The organism is Bradyrhizobium sp. CFUWI (genome assembly GCF_056429085.1).
Genome location: NZ_JBWJZE010000012.1, coordinates 1 through 17,623, shown reverse-complemented (window position 1 = coordinate 17,623; position 17,623 = coordinate 1). Strand labels below are relative to the sequence as shown.

Here is a 17,623-nt window from a genome sequence, read left to right as displayed (position 1 = left end):
GTCATGGCAGCACTGAGCATTCGCGCCCTGTCCAAGCGCTACGCCAATCTGGAGGTGCTGAAGGACATCGCGCTCGATATCGAGAGCGGCGAATTCACCGTGCTGGTCGGACCGTCCGGCTGCGGCAAGTCCACGCTGCTCAACATCGTCGCCGGGCTCGACCGCCCGAGCGCGGGGACGATCGAGATCGGCGGGCGCGTCGTCAACGACGTCCCGCCCAAGGACCGCGACATCGCCATGGTGTTCCAGTCCTACGCGCTCTACCCGTCGATGACGGTGCGGCAGAACATCACCTTCGGCATGGAATGCCGTCACGTGCCCAAGGCCGAGCAGGACGCCGCGGTCGCGAATGTCGCAAAGCTGCTTCAGATCGAGATGCTACTCGGCCGCAAGCCGTCGCAGCTCTCCGGCGGCCAGCGCCAGCGCGTCGCGATGGGGCGTGCGCTGGTCCGGGATCCCCTGCTCTTCCTGTTCGACGAGCCGCTCTCCAATCTCGACGCCAAGCTGCGCGTCGAGATGCGGATGGAGATCAAGCGCCTGCACCAGCGCATCGGCGCCACCATCGTCTATGTAACCCACGACCAGATCGAGGCGATGACGATGGCGACGCGGATCGCCGTGATGCATCAGGGCTGCGTGCAGCAATTCGCCGACCCCGATACCGTGTACCGCTATCCCGCCAATCTGTTCGTCGCGCGCTTCATGGGCTCGCCGCCGATGAACACGCTGCCGGCACGGCTCGAGAGCGAAAATGACGGGTTGGTGGTCGTGATCGGCGCGGGCCGGCCGGACGAGATCCGCCTGCGCCTGAGAGGCTATGACGGCGCAGCGTCCTTTGTCGGACGCGACGTGGTGTTCGGCATCAGGCCGGAATGCATCGCCGAGGGCAGCCGTGCATTTTCGAACGATGCGCCCGTCCTCATCGAGGCGCCGGTGGACATGGTCGAGCCGACCGGTGCCGAAACGATGGTGTCGCTGCGGCTCGGGGGCGAGCCGGCGATGGCGCGCATCTCGCCCGATATCCGGCCCGTGCCCGGTGCGTTCGCCTCATTCGCGCTCGACACGCGCCGCATTTGCCTGTTCGACCCCAAGACGGAGCGACTGATCGTATGACCAAGACGAGCTATGCCGGTCTCGCGGACCGCGTGGTGCTGATCACCGGCGGCGCCAGCGGCATCGGCGCCGCCTTCGTGCGCGCCTTCGTCGCCCAGCGCGCTCGCGTCGCGTTCCTCGATATCGATGCAGCAGCCGGCGCGGCACTGGTCGTCGAGGTCGCGGCCGCATGCGGCACCGCGCCGCTATTCGTGCCCTGCGATCTCCTGGACATCGAGGCCTTGCGCGCCGCCATGGCGGAGGTGCGGCAATCGCTCGGCGACGCCGCGGTGCTCGTCAACAACGCCGCCAACGACCAGCGCCAGGTGCTGGCCGAGGTGACGCCCGCCGAGTTCGACTGGATGATCGGCGTCAATTTCAAGCACGTCTTCTTTGCCGCGCAAGCGGTGGTGCCGCAGATGCAGGCGCGCGGCGGCGGCTCGATCATCAACATGTCGTCGATCGCCTGGATGCGCGGTGCGCCTGCGCTCCCGGTCTATGCCGGGGCCAAGGCAGCGATCGTCGGCTTCACCAACTCGCTGGCCCGGTCGGTCGGCCCCGACCGCATCCGCGTCAACGCGATTGCGCCCGGCATGGTCGTCACCGAGCGGCAGCGCCGGCTGTGGTATCCGGACGAGCAGGTCATCGCCGCGATGCGCTCGCGCCAGGCTGTTCCGGACGCGGTCACGCCCGAGGACATCGCCAACATGGCGCTGTTCCTCGCCTCCGACGAAAGCCAGCGCATCACCGGCCAGTGTTTTCGGGTCGATGCCGGGCTTGCGTAATTTTGTAGGGCGGGCAAAGGCACAAAGTGCCGTGCCCACCGTCTCTCTCCTCGACCGAACGAGACATCTGGTGGGCCGCTTCGCTTTGCCCACCCTGCAAGATCGTCGCTTATCGCCTGACCTTGCGTATCGTCGCCAGCACGATATCGGCGGCGAGCACGCTCGGTGACTTGTTGCCGGTCGACATGATCTGATCGAGCTGGGCAAAGGCCTCGACCTGTCGCCGCCGCAGCGGAGAATCCGTCAGCACATCATGAAGCACGGGCGCCAGCTTCTCCGGCGTGCACTCCTCCTGCAAATATTCCGGAATCACCTCCTTGCCGATCACGAGATTGGCGAGAATCACCGAGGAGACGCGGATCGCGCGGCGCAAGATGAAGGCCTCGATCGCGCCGACACGATAGGCCGTCACCATCGGAATGCCCGATAGCGCGAGCTCCAGCGTCACCGTGCCGGACTTGGCCAGCGCCGCATGCGCGATGCGGAAGGCGGCGCGCTTCTCATTCTCGCCGACCACGATCTGCGGCTTGACCGGCCAGCTCGCGATGCCCTCGCGGATGGTGGCTTCGAGATGCGGCATGGTCGGCAGCATCAGCTCGAAGGCGCGGCCTTCCGCCTGCAGGCGGCCGATCGTTGCGCCGAACACGCCGAGATGGTGCCTGACCTCGCTGCGGCGGCTGCCGGGCAGCACCAGCAGCACCGGCGGCTCAGTGTTGCGGCGGGCCTGCTCCTCCGCGTTCGGACGCAGCGAGGACAATTGCTCGACCAGGGGATGGCCGACATAGCTGCATGGCGGGCCGCCGAGCTTGCGGTATTCCTCCGGCTCGAACGGCAGGAGACCAAGAACGTGATCGACATAGCCGAGCATGGTCCGCGCCCGTCCCGGCCGCCACGCCCAGAGCTGCGGCGAGACGTAGTCGACGATCGGAATCGCAGAATTCTTCGCGCGCACGCGGCGGGCGACGCGATGGGTGAAATCGGGGCTGTCGATGATGACGAGCGCGTCCGGCGCGGCCTCAAGCACGGCATCCGCGGTGTTGCGGATCAACCGCAGGATCTTCGGCAATTGCTGCACCACCGCGGCGAAGCCGACGATCGACAGCTCCTCGATCGGAAACAGCGATTCGAGCCCCTCGCGCGCCATGGTACGGCCGCCGACGCCGACGAATTCGACGCCGTCGCCGAGGCGCTGGCGCAGCACCTTCATCAAGGCGCTACCGAGCCGGTCGCCGGATTCCTCGGTGGCGATCAGGCAGATCCTGCGCTTGGGATCGCGCGACTGCATCACGCCGGCAGGCCGATGACGAAGAGATATTTGGCGTCGGCCAGCGCGATCATCGCCTGCGGCTCGGCCGCGATGGTGTTGCCCGCGATGACGGCGATGCCGGCGAGCCCTGCGGCGGCCACACCTTCGAGCGTGCGCGGGCCGATCGTCGGCAGGTCGAAGCGCAGGTCCTGGCCGCTCTTCGGCGCCTTCACCAGCACGCCGCGGCCGGCGGCCGCGCGAATGCGTCCCTCCTCGCGCAGCCGCGCCACGCGCGCGAGCAGCGCGTCGGTGCCCTCGATGTCCTCGACCGCCACCACATGGCCGTCGATCACCACCGCCGCCTGGCCGATGTCGAACGGGCCGAGCGCGGCCAGCACCGCACGGCCCCGCTCGATGTCGGCCTTGCTGTTGTCGTTCGGCCAGGCGCGGCTGATGCAGCCCTCGGGCATCAGGAGATCCGGGGCGACGTCCTTGATGCCGACCATGCGAAAGCCGTCCTGCTCGAGAAGGCGGCCGACGCCTGATAGGAGATGATCGTCGCCGCCGCGAAAGGCGCGGATGACGTTCCCGAGCAGGCGCAGCGTCTTGACGTCGAACCGGATCTCCGCGAGCGAGGGGCGCACCAGGGTGCCGATGAAGATCAGGTCGCGGCAGCCTTCCTCGCGAAACAGCCGCATCGCACGGCCGAGCTGGCCGACCGAGATCCAGCGGTGACGGAATTTCTCCACCCGCGCCGGATCGCAGGCGCCCCGAAGCGGAAACAGCACCGGCGTGATGCCGCGGGCGGCCAGCGAGTCGGCGACCGCGAACGGCATTGCGCCGCCGCCGGCGACGATGCCGACCGGCGATGACCCCTGCGAAGCCGCCGATGTCATGCCCGGGGCCATCCCAAAGTCACTTCGCGATGGCGGGAAGGCACAGCGGGCGTTTGCCCTTGCCGATGAAGTCGAGGATCTCGGCGATCGCCGGATCCTCGCCCGCGAGCGGCCTGGATGCCTCCAACCGCTCGGCGAAGGTACCAGGGCCGTGGAAAAGCTTCTGGTAAAACCCACGCACCGTCGCCAGCCGCTGCTTGGTGAACTTGCGCCGCTTCATGCCGATCAGGTTGAGGCCTTCCAGCACAGCATATTGGCCGTTGACGAGGCCAAACGGGATGATGTCGTCGCGTACGCCACAGACGCCGCCGACCATGACCTGGGGCCCGATGCGGGTAAACTGATGCACGGCGGACAGGCCGCCGATGAAGACGAAGTCGCCGATCTCGCAATGACCGCCGAGCGTGGCAGAGGTTGCAAAGATCACATCATTGCCGACATGGCAGTCATGACCGACGTGGCTGCAATTCATGAAGTAGCCGCGATCGCCGACCGCGGTGACACCGCCGCCGGCGACGGTACCGGCGTTCATCGTCACGGATTCCCGGATGGTGCAACCCGATCCGATCTTGAGCTTCGTCAGCTCGCCCCGATAGCTGAGCGACTGCGGTGGCGTGCCGAGCGAGGCAAAGGGATAGATGGTGCAATCATCGCCGATGGTCGTCTGCGCCGTGACATGCACGTGCCCGATCAGCTTGCAGTTCGCGCCGATCACGACATTGGGGCCGATGATGCAATAGGGTCCGATCTCGGTGCCCTCGCCGATCACGGCGCCGTCCGCCACCCGTGCGGTGGGATCAATCTTGCTCATCAAGCAATCTTACTCGTCAGGAAGCTCTGATTATGTGTTGAAGTCATTCAGTTTTCCGGTGGTTAGCGCGTCTATGCCCGATCTGTCCAGTGACGTATCATCTCGCCGTGTTTCAAGTATCGGATGAGGCGGCCGTCCCGGTCCGCCCCAAAGTTCATGCGGAGCTTCAACACTCGTGGTCAGGACCTTGGCACTTCTACTCGCACAGCTCGCGGCCGCGCCGATCGTGTCCGAGACGGTCGAAACAGGTGATCGCCGACCGGTCGACCTCGCGACATTCGAATGCCGCGACATCAATCGCAGCACCGTGCTTCAGCGCGTCTGTTACGACCCCGCGCGGCACGATCTCGTCGTCGCGACTGGCGGCTTCTATGCGCGTTATTGCGGCGTCGCCGCCGAGACGGTCGACCGCCTTCTGGGCGCGCCGTCCATGGGCCAATTCTTCAATCGGCATATCCGCCGCGAGGCCGCCGGCGGCCGCTACGATTGCAGCGCGTGAGCCCCCTCCCGCCGAGCCCGGAAACGCTCAGTCCGTCAGCATGGCGCCGACATCGGCTTCCGCCACCACCTGGCCGTTGACCTTGGCGTCGCCGTGAAACCACCACATGGCCTTGCGGCGGCCGAGCGAGCGCATGTGATATTCGATGGTATCACCGGGCAGCACCGGCTTGCGGAACTTGCACTTGTCGATGGTGAGAAAATAGACCGCGCGCGGCTTCTCGGTGCCTTCGACCGACTTGATGCCGATCACGCCTGCCGTCTGCGCCATCGCCTCGATCATCATGACGCCGGGATAGACCGGGCGCTCCGGGAAATGCCCCTGGAAGGCCGGCTCGTTGAAGGTGACGTTCTTGATGCCGATGCCGCTGTAGTCGGCGCGGATGTTGATCACGCGATCGATCAGCAGCATCGGAAAGCGGTGCGGCAGGGTCTGGAGGATGGCATTGATATCCACCAGCTCGAACTTCACAGGTGATTCCGCCGTCATTCCCGTCCCTCGTCCTTCGCATCGGCCTTGCTGTCGCGCACCAGGCGCTCCACCGCGATGATCTCCTTGAACCATTGCTTGGTCGGCTTGGCAAAGAGGCCACCCCAGCGTCCGCCCGGCGGGATGTCGTCCTTGACGCCGCTCATCGCGGTGACCTGGGCTCCATCGCCGATCTTGAGGTGGTTGTTGATGCCAACCTTTGCTCCGAGTGCCACGTTGTCGCCGATGGTCAGGCTGCCGGCGAGGCCGATCTGGGCCGCCAGCAGGCAGTGCCGGCCAATGGTCACATTGTGGCCGATCTGGACCTGATTGTCGATTTTGGTCCCCTCGCCGATCACCGTGTCACGCAAGCTGCCACGGTCGATCGTGGTCCCCGCGCCGACCTCGACATCGTTCTGGATCAGGACCCGGCCGGTCTGCGGCACCTTCAGATGGCCCTCGGGGCCGAAGAAGATGAAGCCGTAGCCGTCCTGGCCGATCGAGCAGCCGGGATGGATCAGCACGTTGTTGCCGATCAGGGCGCACTGGATTGCGGTTCGGGCGCCGACGTTGCAGTCCCGGCCGATCTTGACCCCGGGACCGATCACCGCCCCGACGCCGACCACCGTGCCGCTGCCGATCTCCACATCCGGGCCGATCACCGCCAGGGGGTCGACGATCACGCCGTCCTCGAGCCGGGCCGAGGGATCGATGATCGCCGACGGTGCGATACCGTCGTTACCGACCCAGGATTGCGGCCTCAGCGCGTCCCCATGCCATTCCCGCGCGATCCTGACGAAGGCCCGGAACGGCTGCGCCACCCGCAGCACCGCCACATGGGCGGGCACCTGGGCCTCGAAGCGCGGGCTGACCAGGCAAGCGCCGGCCTTGGTCGCCTTGAGGTCGTCGGCATATTTGAGGTTGTCGAAGAACGCCAGATGCATCGGGCCGGCTTCGTCGAGCGAAGCAAGCCCCGTGATGACGTGGCCGCCCCTGCCGGGATCGACCAGCTCGGCCTTGGCCAGCGTGGCAATGTCAGCCAGCGCTGAGGCAGGCGGCTTTGTGAAGAAGATCGGCTGCGCCATTCCACCCCGTCGCGGTCCGGCTTCGGCATGAAGCGGTCAGGCCGCATCATGCCCCATCTCTTGGAATGGCACGATCCCCTTCGGAAACCGGCTCCATTGATCCGGATCGTGCCGTGCTGATCGAACTAGAACGTGGTGCCGCCGCCGAACCGGAATTCCTGCGTACGGTCGTACTTGCCCTTGCTGAGCGGCACGGCGTAGTCGAAGCGCAGCGGACCGAACGGCGACTGCCAGATCAGGCCGACACCAACCGACGAGCGGATGACCTTGCTGTCGTCATAGACGAGGCCGGTACATGTCCCCGTCGTTGACGGATTGAAGGTCGACGGGATGCAGCCCGGCACATTGACTTCGTTGGTCGTGGTCCAGCTCGTCGGTCCCTTATAGTCGTAGAGGCCGCCGGCATCGGCATAGACCGCACCCTTCAGACCCACTTCCTTCGGCAGGAACCAGAACGGCATCTGCAGCTCGAGCGAAGCGCCCCAGTACTTGGTGCCGCCGAGCGCGTCTCGCGAACCGAAGGGGTTCAAGTCACGCGGGCCAATGCCGTTGGGAGCAAAGCCGCGGACCAGGTTCGGACCCATCTGGAAATGGTCGAGCATCCGCAGGTCGTCGTTCATCTTGGTCAGAATGCCGCCCTGCAGGCGGACGAGACCAACGATGTCGGACACCAGCGGGGCATAGTACTTTCCGTCCGCCACGGTCTTCAGATAGGACACGTCGCCGCCGACGCCGGCGAAATCCTGCCGGAAGTCGATGAGTAGACCGTCGCTCGGGTTCTTGTTGTTGTCCAGCGTGTTGTAGGTGAGCGTGTAGCCCAGCGCCGAGGTCAGCGTCTTGCCGCTGGCAAGCTCCCTGCGTACCGGCAGCGAGGCCTCGCCATCGCTGTAGCAACCGAGGCCGCCGCTCGAGCTCAGGTCGATGCCGTTGGCGGCCGCGTAAGCCGGGCTCGGATTGAACGCCGCGCTGCCCGGATTGTTGTTACAATTCGCCAGGTAGCTCGGCAGCGTGATTTCCTGCTGGTAGATCGAATAGCGCAGCTGCAGCGACAGATCTTCACGCAACGAGAAGCCGAGGCGCGGCGAGAAGCCGAGCGTCTTGGTGCCGTAGGAGATGTAGTTGTTGGCGAGTTGCTGGCGCTGATAGAGGTCGAGTCCGAGCGCGACGCGGTAGTCGAGCAGATAGGGTTCGACGAACGACAGCGAGTAGCCGCGTGCGTACTGGCCATAGGTCACCGACGCCTTGGCGAACAGGCCGCGGCCGAGCAGATTGCGCTCGGAGATCGAGACTTCGGCCAAAGCGCCATCGGTGGTGGAGTAACCGCCCGAGACCGAGAAGTCGCCGGTCGATTTCTCTTCCATGTCGACGATCAGGATCACGCGATCACTCGACGAGCCCGGCTCGGTCGTGATCTTCACGCTCTTGAAGTAATCGAGGTTCTTCAGGCGCCGCTCGGCACGATCGACCAGGGCGCGGTTGTAGGCATCGCCCTCCGAGATGTCGAACTCGCGGCGGATGACGTAGTCACGCGTGCGCGTGTTGCCGCGCAGGTTGATGCGCTCGATATAGGTGCGCGGGCCCTCGTCGATGTTGAACACGACGGAGACGGTGTGCGCCTCGAAGTTGCGGTCGCCGCCCGGGCGGACCACGGCGAAGGCGTAGCCGCGGCGCGAGGCCTCGATCTGCATCTCCTCGACCGATTTTTCGACCGACTCCACGTTGTAGAGCGAGCCGGCATGGACGCGCGAATAACCGCGCATCGACAATGGATCGAAGTTCGGAATGCTGGAGCGGAAGTCGACCGCGCCGACGCGATATTGAGCGCCTTCCTCGATCTTGAAGGTGACGTTGAAGCCCTTCTTCTCCGGATCGTATTCGGTGAGCGCGGCCACCACCTGGACGTCGGCGTAACCGTTCTTGAGATAGAAGCGGCGAATCAGATCGCGGTCGGCTTCGACGCGGTCGGGATCGTAGACGTCACCGCTGCCGAGGAAGCTCAGCAGGTTCGTTTCGCGCGTCTTGATGACGTCCCTGAGGCGGTAGGACGAGAACGCGTTGTTGCCGACGAACTCGATCGACTTGACGCCGGTCTTGACGCCCTCCTCGATCGTGAAGACGAGATCGACGCGGTTGTTCGGCTGCTCGATGACCTCGGGCGTGACGCGCACGTCGTAGCGGCCGGACCGGCGATAGATTTCGGCGATTCGCAGCGTGTCGGACTGCACCATGGCGCGGGAGAAGGTGCCGCGTGCCTTGGACTGGACTTCAAGGGTGAGCTGCTCGTCCTTGATCTTCTTGTTGCCCTCGAAGGCGATCCGGCCGATCACCGGGTTTTCGACCACCGAAACGACGATCTGGCCGCCGGGACCGCGGTTGATCCTGACGTCCTGGAACAGGCCGGTCTCGATCAACGCCTTGAGGCCATCGTCGATGGCGCCTTGATCCAGGCGACCGCCCGGACCCGGCTTGAAATAGGAGCGGATCGTCTCCACCTCGACGCGGCGATTTCCCTGGACGGAAATCGACTGAACGGTCTGAGCGAGCGCAGACGAAGACACAAAAACAGCCCCGACCGGGGCAACCACCGGCGCGCCGAACATGATCAGGGTTGCGAGCAAGCCCCCCCGGAGTCGCAGTCCAAACTTCATCGCGCAACGCGCCCTTATCATTCCGTGCCAGACCCAACCCCAACGCCGGTCCGGAGATTCCCCAAGTCGAGGCCGCTTGTAGCCAATTTCGCCGACGCCGCAAACGGCCGAAAGCGTCGTGATTTCAATTTCATTCCAAGACGTTGCTCAACAGCAACGCCACAAAAAAGCCTCCATCAAGATGCCGCCATCCGCAGGATGTCGTTGTAGGTCGCAAACACCATCAGCATCAGCACCAAGCCGAGCCCGATTCGGAACCCCATCTCCTGAGTCCGGTCGGACAGCGGCCGGCCGCGGACCACTTCCGCCGCATAGAACATAAGGTGGCCGCCATCGAGCAGCGGGATCGGGAACAGGTTCAGCAAGCCGATCGACACCGACAGCACCGCGCACAGGTTGATCACGAACTGGAACCCGGCGCTGGCCGCCTGCCCCGACATCTTCGCGATTCCCAGGACGCCGCTGACCTCGTTGGGATTGCCATGTCCGACGAACAGCGAGCCCAGGAACTTGAAGGTGCTGGTGATGATGAACCAGACCTGCTCGACCCCGATCTTGAGCGCCTCGCCGATGCCCACCGGCGCGGTGGAAGCCTCGCCGGCCTGAGCCTTGTGCTCGATGCCGAGCACGCCGAGACGGTGGCTGTTGCCGAACGGATCCTTGCGCTCGAGCAGCGCCGGGGTTGCCGTCAGCGATACGATCGTACCGTCCCGCTTCACCTGGAAGGCAAGCGCCGAACCCGCATTCATCGCAACGATTCGCTGCATGTCGGCAAAGCTCTCGATCGGCTTGCCGTCGATCTGGATGACCACGTCCCCAACCTTGAAGCCGGCTGCAGCTGCGGCGCCATCGGCGACGACGCCGTCGACGCGCGCGATCGTGCTCGGCTTGCCGTAATACAGGGCCATGCCGGCGAAGATCAGCGCACCCAGGATGAAATTGGCGATCGGGCCGGCCGCAACGATCGCGGCACGCGGACCGACCTTCTTGTGGTGGAAGCTGCCGGCGCGTTCCTCGGCCGTCATGGCCGCAAGGGTCTGCGCGGACGGGGTCGAGGCCTCGCTCTCGTCACCGAAGAACTTGACGTAGCCGCCGAGCGGGATGGCCGAAATCTTCCAGCGGGTGCCACGGCGGTCGTTGAAGCCGATCAGCTCAGGTCCGAAACCGAGCGAAAAGGTCAGCACCCGCACGCCTGCCCAGCGCGCGACCAGAAAGTGGCCGAGCTCGTGGAAGAACACGACGATCGTCAGGACGAACAGGAAGGGAACCGCGTAGCCGAGGAGCCCATGGCTCAACGTATTGAAACTATGGGTAAAAAAATCGATCATCGAGTTCCCTCATCCAGCGCCGCAAGGCCCTGGTCCGAACCAACTAGGATGCCTTTAAGGCAATTTGAGGCAATAGGGCGGCAGCTCTATTTCGCGCAACATGGTCAACGGAGATTGCATCGTCCGCCGACGTCAGCGGTGCCTGGTTCCCGCTCCGGATCCAGTCGTCCAGTGTCGCCTCCACCAGCCGTGCGATCGCGCCGAACCGGATCTTGCCGGCGATGAACGCGGCGACTGCGACCTCGTTGGCCGCGTTGTAGACCGTGGTCGCCCCCTTCCCGGTCCTGAGCGAATCGAAAGCCAGGCGCAGCCCGGGGAAGCGCTCGAAATCGGGCGCCTCGAAGGTCAGCTGGCCGATCTTGGCGAGGTCCAGCTTGGCCGCCGGCCCCTTGATCCGGTCGGGCCAGCCGAGGCAATGCGCGATCGGAGTGCGCATGTCAGGCGCGCCGAGCTGGGCCACCACCGAGCAGTCGGAAAATTCGACCATGCCGTGGATGATCGACTGCGGATGAACGAGAACGTCGATTTCCTCTGGCGCAAGCGCGAACAGATAGGACGCTTCGATCACCTCGAGGCCCTTGTTCATCATCGAGGCGGAATCGATCGTGATCTTCTGGCCCATGCTCCAGTTCGGATGCTTCAGGGCCTGTTCGAGGGTCGCCTGCTCGATGTCCGCCGGCTTCCAGGTGCGGAACGGGCCGCCCGAGGCCGTGATGATGACGCGGACCAGTTCGTCGCGGTTGCCGGAGCTCAGCGCCTGGAACAGCGCATTGTGTTCGGAATCGGCCGGCAGGATGCATGCGCCCGCCTTGGCGGCACGCTGCATGAAGAAATCACCGGCGCAAACCAGACATTCCTTGTTGGCCAGCGCCACATGCGCGCCGCGATCGACCGCGGCCAGTGCCGGCTTCAATCCGGCGGCGCCGCTCACGGCCGCCATCACCCAATCGGCCGGACGCGCGCCGGCTTCGATCACCGCGCTTTCGCCGGCGCCGCATTCCGTGCTCGTTCCCGCCAGGGCGGCCTTGAGCTCGGCGAATTTGGAGGTGTCGGCGATCGCGACATAACGCGCGGAAAATTCCTTCGCGAGTTTCGCCAGCGCCTCGACATTGCCGTTCGCCGTCAACGCTTCGACGCGGTAGCGCTCGGGCGAGGCGCGCAGCAGATCCATCGTGCTGTCGCCGATCGAGCCGGTGGCGCCGAGAACCGTGACGCTGCGGACGGACGCCGCCGCAACCTTGTTGTTTCGCAATGGGACCGCGCTCATATCCTCACCAAACCATAAGACCGCTTCCGGCGCTATGCACACCATGGCGGAGAAAGCCGATAATCCAGGCCGCCAGGATGGCGGCGACAAAGCCGTCCAGGCGGTCCATAAGCCCGCCATGGCCGGGAATTAAGTGACTGGAATCCTTGACACCGAAGCGCCGCTTCACGGCGGATTCGAAGAGATCGCCGAGTTGCGACACCACTGAGAGGACGGCGCCGACCAGGAGCAGCGGAACTGCCTTGCCGATACCGCAAGCGGCAAAACCTCCGGCCACCGCAAGGCTCGCCACGAAGCCGCCGAGCGCGCCGGACCAGGTCTTCTTCGGGCTCACGCGCGGCCAGAGCTTCGGCCCGCCGATGCTGCGGCCGGCGAAATAGCCGCCGATGTCGGTCGCCCACACCACGAGCAGCACGAACATCAGCGCGGAGAAGCCGTTGACGAGGTCCTTGCGCAGCAGGATCGAGGCCAGCAACGCCGCCGCTGCGTAGGCAAAGCCCGTCGCGGCCCAGACGAACTTGCCGCGCGCGATCAGCGTCACGATCACGCCGCCGACGAGGCCAACGACGACGGAGGTCTTGAGCCCACCAAAAGTCACGGCGGCGCCCATCATGGCGATGACGACCGTCCCTGCCCCGGTCAGCGCGGCAGAGCCCGCGCCGACTACCGTCAGCCATTCCGCGAACAGCCCGATCGAAACCAGGGTCACGAGTAGCGCCCAGAGCCAGCCGCCGGCATAAGCGATCGCAATGGCGAGCGGCGCCAGCACCAGCGCTGCGAGGACCCGCATCACCAGATTGCTCGGGGCAGGCTTGGCGCCCACCGGTGCGGAATCGTGTTCGCTCACGAGGCGGTTTTCGCGACCAGGCCGCCGAAACGGCGCTCGCGCCTGGCGAATTCGGCGATCGCACCTTCGAGCGCCGCCTTGTCGAAGTCGGGCCAGTGGATCGGCACGAACACGAGCTCGCTATAGGCGGCCTGCCACATCAGGAAATTCGACAGGCGCTGCTCGCCGCTGGTGCGAATGATGAGATCGGGATCTGGAATGTCGGGCGCATCGAGATGCGCCCCGAGCGTCTCGGCATCGATCGTAGCAGGGTCGCGCTTTCCTTCCGCAACCTCGCGGGCGAGCTTTTGCGCCGCTTTGGCGATCTCCTGCCGCGAGCCGTAGTTGAAGGCGACGACGAGCGTGAGGCGTGAATTGTCGCGTGTCAGCTCCTCGGCTTCGTTGAGCAACGCGCAGATGTCGCTCTCGAGCCCCTCGCGCTCGCCGATGATGCGGACCTTGACGCCGTCGCGATGCAGGCTCGCCAGGTCGTTGCGGATGAAGCGGCGCAGCAGGCCGAACAGATCGCCGATCTCGCTCGCCGGGCGCGACCAGTTCTCCGACGAGAACGAGAAGATGGTGAGATAGCGGATGCCGAGCTCGTGCGAGGCGCGCACGACCCGGCGCAGGGCCTCGACGCCGCGGCGATGGCCCTCCGCACGCGGCAGGCCGCGCGCGGCCGCCCAACGCCCGTTGCCATCCATGATGATGGCGACATGCGCAGGCGCCTCGGACCGATCGGGTCCTTCCGTTGCGGGCGCGGCGGCGTTGGACATGAAGGCGATGCCTTAAACGGTGAGGATTTCTTTTTCCTTGGCGGCCAGCAACTGGTCGATCTCGGCGATGGTGCCGTCGGTCGCCTTCTGCACCTCGTCGGCGTGACGCTTCTGGTCGTCCTCCGACATCTCGTGATTCTTCTCGAGCTTCTTGAGGACGTCGAGGCCGTCGCGGCGGACGTGGCGCGCGGCGACCTTGGCGGCTTCCGCATATTTGTGCGCGACCTTCACCAGCTCCTTGCGCCGCTCCTCGTTCAGCTCGGGGATGCGCAGCCGCAGCACCTGGCCTTCAGTTGCGGGCGACAGGCCGAGATTGGAATCGACGATCGCCTTCTCCACCGCCTTGACCATCGACTTGTCCCAGACCTGCACCGAGATCAGGCGCGGCTCCGGCACGCTGACGGTGGCTAGCTGGTTGAGCGGCATGTGACCGCCATAGGCATCGACCTGCACCGGATCGAGCATCGAGGCGGAGGCGCGCCCCGTCCGCAAGCCGCCGAGCTCGTGCTTGAGCGACTGGACGGCGCCCTGCATGCGGCGCTTCACTTCGTTGAGGTCGAAATTACCCGTGGGCATCACGTTTCTCCTTCAAAATCCCGGCGACCGCTCCCGCGCCTTCCCTTGCGGGCGCGCCAGATCAGCCGTCAGCCGGCGACGATGGTTCCGTGGCCGACGCCGCGCAGAATCGCGCCGATCGACCCCGGCTCCGCGATCGAGAATACGATGATAGGCAGCGACGTCTCGCGGGCAAGCGCGAAGGCGGTCGCATCCATCACCTTGTAGCCGCCCTCGATCGCCTGCGAATGGGACAGCCGGTCAAACCGCGTGGCGGCGGGATCCTTCTTCGGATCGGCCGAGTAGACGCCGTCGACATTGGTCGCCTTCAGCACCGCCTGGGCGCCGATCTCGGCGGCGCGCAGCACCGCGGTCGTATCGGTGGTGAAGAACGGATTACCGGTTCCGCCGCCGAGCAGCACGATACGCCCTTCGGCGAGGTATTTGTGCGCCGCAGTGCGGGTGAACAGCTCGGAAATCTCGGGCATGACGAAGGCCGACAGCGTGCGCGCCGGCGTGCCCTTGCGCTCGATCGCCGCTTCCAGCGCGAGGCAGTTCATCATGGTGGCGAGCATGCCCATGGTGTCGCCGGTCGGGCGCGAGACGCCGCGGGCGGAGACCTCGACGCCGCGCACGATATTGCCGCCGCCGATCACGACCGCAACCTCGGTGCCGAGCTTGCGGGCGGCGATCAGATCATCCGCAACCCGGTCGACGGTCGGCTGGTCGATGCCAAAGCCTTGCTGTCCCGCGAGATATTCGCCGGACAGCTTGATCACGACGCGACGATAGACCGGATCAGTCATGAGCACCTTCCTTGTCCGGGCGCCGCTTCCGGCGGCACGCCGGAAGGAACGTTCCGGCGCTTACTTCTTGCCGCTGGCCGCGGCGACCTCGGCGGCGAAGTCGCTTTCCTGCTTCTCGATTCCCTCACCGAGAGCATAGCGCACAAAGCCCGCGATCTTCACCGCGCCGCCGACCTTGCCCTCGGCTTCCTTCACCGCCTGCGCCACCGACTTGCCGGTGTCGTGGATGAAGGCCTGCTCGAGCAGGCAGACTTCCTTGTAATAGGTCTTCAGGCCGGACTCGACGATCTTCTCGATCACGTTCTCGGGCTTGCCCTGCTGGCGATATTTGTCGGCGAGCACGTCCTTCTCGCGCTTGACGACCGCCGGATCGAGGCCGGACGGATCGAGCGCGAGCGGGTTGGCGGCGGCGACATGCATCGCGATCTGGCGGCCGAGCGCTGCGAGCTCGTCGGCCTTGCCGGGCGATTCCAGCGCCACGATCACGCCCATCTTGCCGGCACCATCGACGACGGCACCGTGGACGTAATGCGCCACGACGCCCTGGCTCACCTCGAGCGCAGCGGCGCGGCGCAGCGTCATGTTCTCGCCGATGGTGGCGATCGCGTCGTTGATCGCGGCTTCGACCGTGACGTCACCGACCTTGGCGGCCTTGATCTTCTCGACGTCGGCACCGACGTCGAATGCGACCTGGGCGATCATCTTGACCAGGCCCTGGAACTGACCGTTGCGCGCGACGAAGTCGGTCTCGGAATTGACCTCGACCACGACGCCCTTGGTGCCCTTGGTGAGCGCGCCGATCAGACCTTCTGCGGCGACGCGGCCCGACTTCTTGGCGGCCTTGGACAGGCCCTTCTTGCGCAGCCAATCCTGCGCCGCTTCCATGTTGCCGTCGTTTTCGGTCAGCGCGGCCTTGCAGTCCATCATGCCCGCGCCGGTCGACTCGCGCAGGTCCTTGACCATCGCAGCTGTGATCGTTGCCATCGTTGAAAATCCTTTGTGCCTGCCGGTTCGCCGCGGCGTGGCATCGAAGCGCCCCGCCGCGGTCCATCTCAGGAATTCGCGTCAACTGAAATGGTGGCCGGATCTCATCCGGCCAGCCCATGCTCTCTCGACTATTCCGCTTCTGCGGTCAGCGCCTTGGCCTTGGCCACCCAGGCATCCGCGCGGCTCGGCAGACCGACTTCTTCGCCGATCGTGTGCGCGGTGTCGTGGTCGAGCTCGGCGAGCTGCCAGTAGTGGAAGATGCCGAGGTCGTTGAACTTCTTCTCGATCGCACCCGACACGCCCGGGAGCTTCTTGAGGTCGTCGGCGGTGCCGCGCGGACCTGCAAGGCCCTGGAAGCCGCTCGTCGACGCCGCCGGCAGTTCCTCGACGACCGGCTGAGTCGAGGCACCGACGTCGACGCCCGAATCGCCTTGGGCCCGCGAGATGCCGTCGATCGCCGCACGCGCGATGAGATCGCAATACAGCGAGATGGCGCGACCGGCATCGTCATTGCCCGGCACCACATAGGTGATGCCCTTCGGGTCCGAATTGGTGTCGACGATCGCGGCGACCGGAATGTTGAGGCGCTGGGCCTCCTGGATCGCGATGTCTTCCTTGTTGGTGTCGATCACGAAGATCAGGTCGGGCAGACCGCCCATGTCCTTGATGCCGCCGAGCGAGCGATCGAGCTTGTCGCGCTCGCGCTGAAGCGTCAGGCGCTCCTTCTTGGTGTAGGAGCTGGCATCGCCGCCCGCCAGCACGTCGTCGAGGTGACGCAGGCGCTTGATCGAGGCCGAGATCGTCTTCCAGTTGGTCAGCGTGCCGCCGAGCCAGCGCGAATTGACGAAATACTGCGCGCAGCGCTTGGCCGCGTCGGCGACGCCGTCCTGCGCCTGGCGCTTGGTGCCGACGAACAGGATGCGGCCGCCCTTGGCCACCGTGTCGCTGACGGCCTGAAGGGCCTGGTGCAGCATCGGCACGGTCTGGGCGAGATCGACGATGTGGATGTTGTTACGGGTGCCGAAAATGAACGGAGCCATTTTCGGATTCCAGCGGTGCGACTGGTGACCAAAGTGCACGCCAGCTTCGAGCAGCTGACGCATAGTGAAATCGGGTAGTGCCATCGTTCTAATTCTCCGGTTGGTTCCTCCGGAAACGTGTGAGCAAAACGGAGCGTTCTCGCCCCGGCTGCCACCGGACGGCCTTGTGAGCCATGTTTCCGTGTGAGATGGCGCGCTATATAGCGCCATTTCGGCCAGAAGCAAGGAAATAAGGCGGCGCTCGCGCGCGCCCGAAAGCTGCGGTCGCTACGCTGGCGCCGATTCCCGGCGCCCTCCTCGACCGGCTAGCACTTCGGCTGGCCGGGCGGGCAAGACTTCGGGGGAGGTCCGGCGGGCCGCGGCGGAGGCGGCGGAGGCGGCGCCGCACGCGGCGGCGCGGCAGCCATCGGCGGCGGCGCCGGCCGCGCAACAGGCGGTGGCGGCGGCGCGGGCCGCGCAACCGGAGGCGGCGGTGGCGCCGGCCGCGCCATTGGGGGCGGTGCGGGCC

General features: G+C 65.6%; 17 protein-coding genes. 3 read left to right on the top strand and 14 right to left on the bottom strand.

The annotated features are described in order from the left end of the window. The first annotated feature begins 3 nt into the window (after positions 1-3). Both AC066S_RS24565 and AC066S_RS24560 read left to right on the top strand, forming a co-directional pair. Positions 4-1,113 carry an ABC transporter ATP-binding protein gene (locus AC066S_RS24565; protein ID WP_478270835.1) on the top strand — a complete coding sequence of 370 codons (1,110 nt, stop codon included), beginning with the start codon at positions 4-6 and terminating at the stop codon, positions 1,111-1,113. Beyond that, positions 1,110-1,877 carry an SDR family NAD(P)-dependent oxidoreductase gene (locus AC066S_RS24560; protein ID WP_478270834.1) on the top strand — a complete coding sequence of 256 codons (768 nt, stop codon included), beginning with the start codon at positions 1,110-1,112 and terminating at the stop codon, positions 1,875-1,877. Before AC066S_RS24565 ends, AC066S_RS24560 begins: the two co-directional genes overlap by 4 nt. Before the next feature lie 109 nt (positions 1,878-1,986). Here the strand turns inward: AC066S_RS24560 and lpxB are convergent, their stop codons facing one another. Genes lpxB through lpxA form a run of 3 tightly spaced genes read right to left on the bottom strand, consistent with a single transcriptional unit; the run spans position 1,987 to position 4,830 of the window. Continuing rightward, the gene (lpxB, locus tag AC066S_RS24555; RefSeq protein ID WP_478270833.1) at positions 1,987-3,165 is read right to left on the bottom strand and encodes a lipid-A-disaccharide synthase; all 1,179 of its coding nucleotides are present in this window, start codon (positions 3,163-3,165) and stop codon (positions 1,987-1,989) included. Continuing rightward, positions 3,162-4,019: an LpxI family protein gene (locus tag AC066S_RS24550; RefSeq protein ID WP_478270832.1), complete on the bottom strand. Its 858-nt coding sequence runs from the start codon at positions 4,017-4,019 to the stop codon at positions 3,162-3,164. The genes lpxB and AC066S_RS24550 overlap by 4 nt, the downstream gene beginning before the upstream one ends. Positions 4,020-4,038: 19 nt before the next feature. Beyond that, complete coding sequence (lpxA, locus tag AC066S_RS24545) at positions 4,039-4,830, bottom strand: acyl-ACP--UDP-N-acetylglucosamine O-acyltransferase (RefSeq protein ID WP_126257381.1); 792 nt, start codon at positions 4,828-4,830, stop codon at positions 4,039-4,041. 175 nt (positions 4,831-5,005) lie between these two features. On the opposite strand from lpxA, the gene AC066S_RS24540 reads away from it, so the two are divergent. Beyond that, the gene (locus tag AC066S_RS24540; protein WP_126257380.1) at positions 5,006-5,329 is read left to right on the top strand and encodes a KTSC domain-containing protein; all 324 of its coding nucleotides are present in this window, start codon (positions 5,006-5,008) and stop codon (positions 5,327-5,329) included. Positions 5,330-5,356: 27 nt separating this feature from the next. On the opposite strand, the gene fabZ is transcribed toward AC066S_RS24540, so the two are convergent. The 11 genes from fabZ to AC066S_RS24485 form a co-directional block, all read right to left on the bottom strand. Beyond that, complete coding sequence (gene fabZ / locus AC066S_RS24535) at positions 5,357-5,818, bottom strand: 3-hydroxyacyl-ACP dehydratase FabZ (RefSeq protein WP_024341283.1); 462 nt, start codon at positions 5,816-5,818, stop codon at positions 5,357-5,359. Next, the gene (gene lpxD, locus AC066S_RS24530; RefSeq protein WP_135164424.1) at positions 5,815-6,882 is read right to left on the bottom strand and encodes a UDP-3-O-(3-hydroxymyristoyl)glucosamine N-acyltransferase; all 1,068 of its coding nucleotides are present in this window, start codon (positions 6,880-6,882) and stop codon (positions 5,815-5,817) included. Before lpxD ends, fabZ begins: the two co-directional genes overlap by 4 nt. A 125-nt stretch (positions 6,883-7,007) precedes the next feature. Continuing rightward, entirely contained in the window at positions 7,008-9,530 is a 2,523-nt protein-coding gene (gene bamA, locus AC066S_RS24525) for an outer membrane protein assembly factor BamA (RefSeq protein ID WP_478270831.1), read from the bottom strand. A gap of 176 nt (positions 9,531-9,706) precedes the next feature. Continuing rightward, a complete protein-coding gene (gene rseP, locus AC066S_RS24520; RefSeq protein WP_135170895.1) occupies positions 9,707-10,858 on the bottom strand; it encodes an RIP metalloprotease RseP in 1,152 nt (383 codons plus the stop codon). Positions 10,859-10,901: 43 nt separating this feature from the next. Further along, positions 10,902-12,125, bottom strand: coding sequence for a 1-deoxy-D-xylulose-5-phosphate reductoisomerase (dxr, locus tag AC066S_RS24515; protein WP_478270830.1), 1,224 nt, complete (start codon positions 12,123-12,125; stop codon positions 10,902-10,904). A 4-nt stretch (positions 12,126-12,129) separates the two neighbouring features. Continuing rightward, a complete protein-coding gene (locus tag AC066S_RS24510; RefSeq protein WP_126257375.1) occupies positions 12,130-12,972 on the bottom strand; it encodes a phosphatidate cytidylyltransferase in 843 nt (280 codons plus the stop codon). Then, positions 12,969-13,727: an isoprenyl transferase gene (locus AC066S_RS24505; RefSeq protein WP_126257374.1), complete on the bottom strand. Its 759-nt coding sequence runs from the start codon at positions 13,725-13,727 to the stop codon at positions 12,969-12,971. The genes AC066S_RS24510 and AC066S_RS24505 overlap by 4 nt, the downstream gene beginning before the upstream one ends. A 12-nt stretch (positions 13,728-13,739) precedes the next feature. Further along, on the bottom strand, positions 13,740-14,303 hold the full coding sequence (frr, locus tag AC066S_RS24500) for a ribosome recycling factor (protein WP_126257373.1): 564 nt from the start codon (positions 14,301-14,303) through the stop codon (positions 13,740-13,742). Between the two features lie 68 nt (positions 14,304-14,371). After that, positions 14,372-15,088: a UMP kinase gene (pyrH, locus tag AC066S_RS24495; RefSeq protein WP_126257372.1), complete on the bottom strand. Its 717-nt coding sequence runs from the start codon at positions 15,086-15,088 to the stop codon at positions 14,372-14,374. Positions 15,089-15,148: 60 nt separating this feature from the next. Next, positions 15,149-16,072, bottom strand: coding sequence for a translation elongation factor Ts (gene tsf / locus AC066S_RS24490; protein WP_126257371.1), 924 nt, complete (start codon positions 16,070-16,072; stop codon positions 15,149-15,151). A gap of 131 nt (positions 16,073-16,203) precedes the next feature. Further along, complete coding sequence (locus AC066S_RS24485; RefSeq protein WP_126257370.1) at positions 16,204-17,199, bottom strand: 30S ribosomal protein S2; 996 nt, start codon at positions 17,197-17,199, stop codon at positions 16,204-16,206. Between the last annotated feature and the right edge of the window lie 424 nt (positions 17,200-17,623).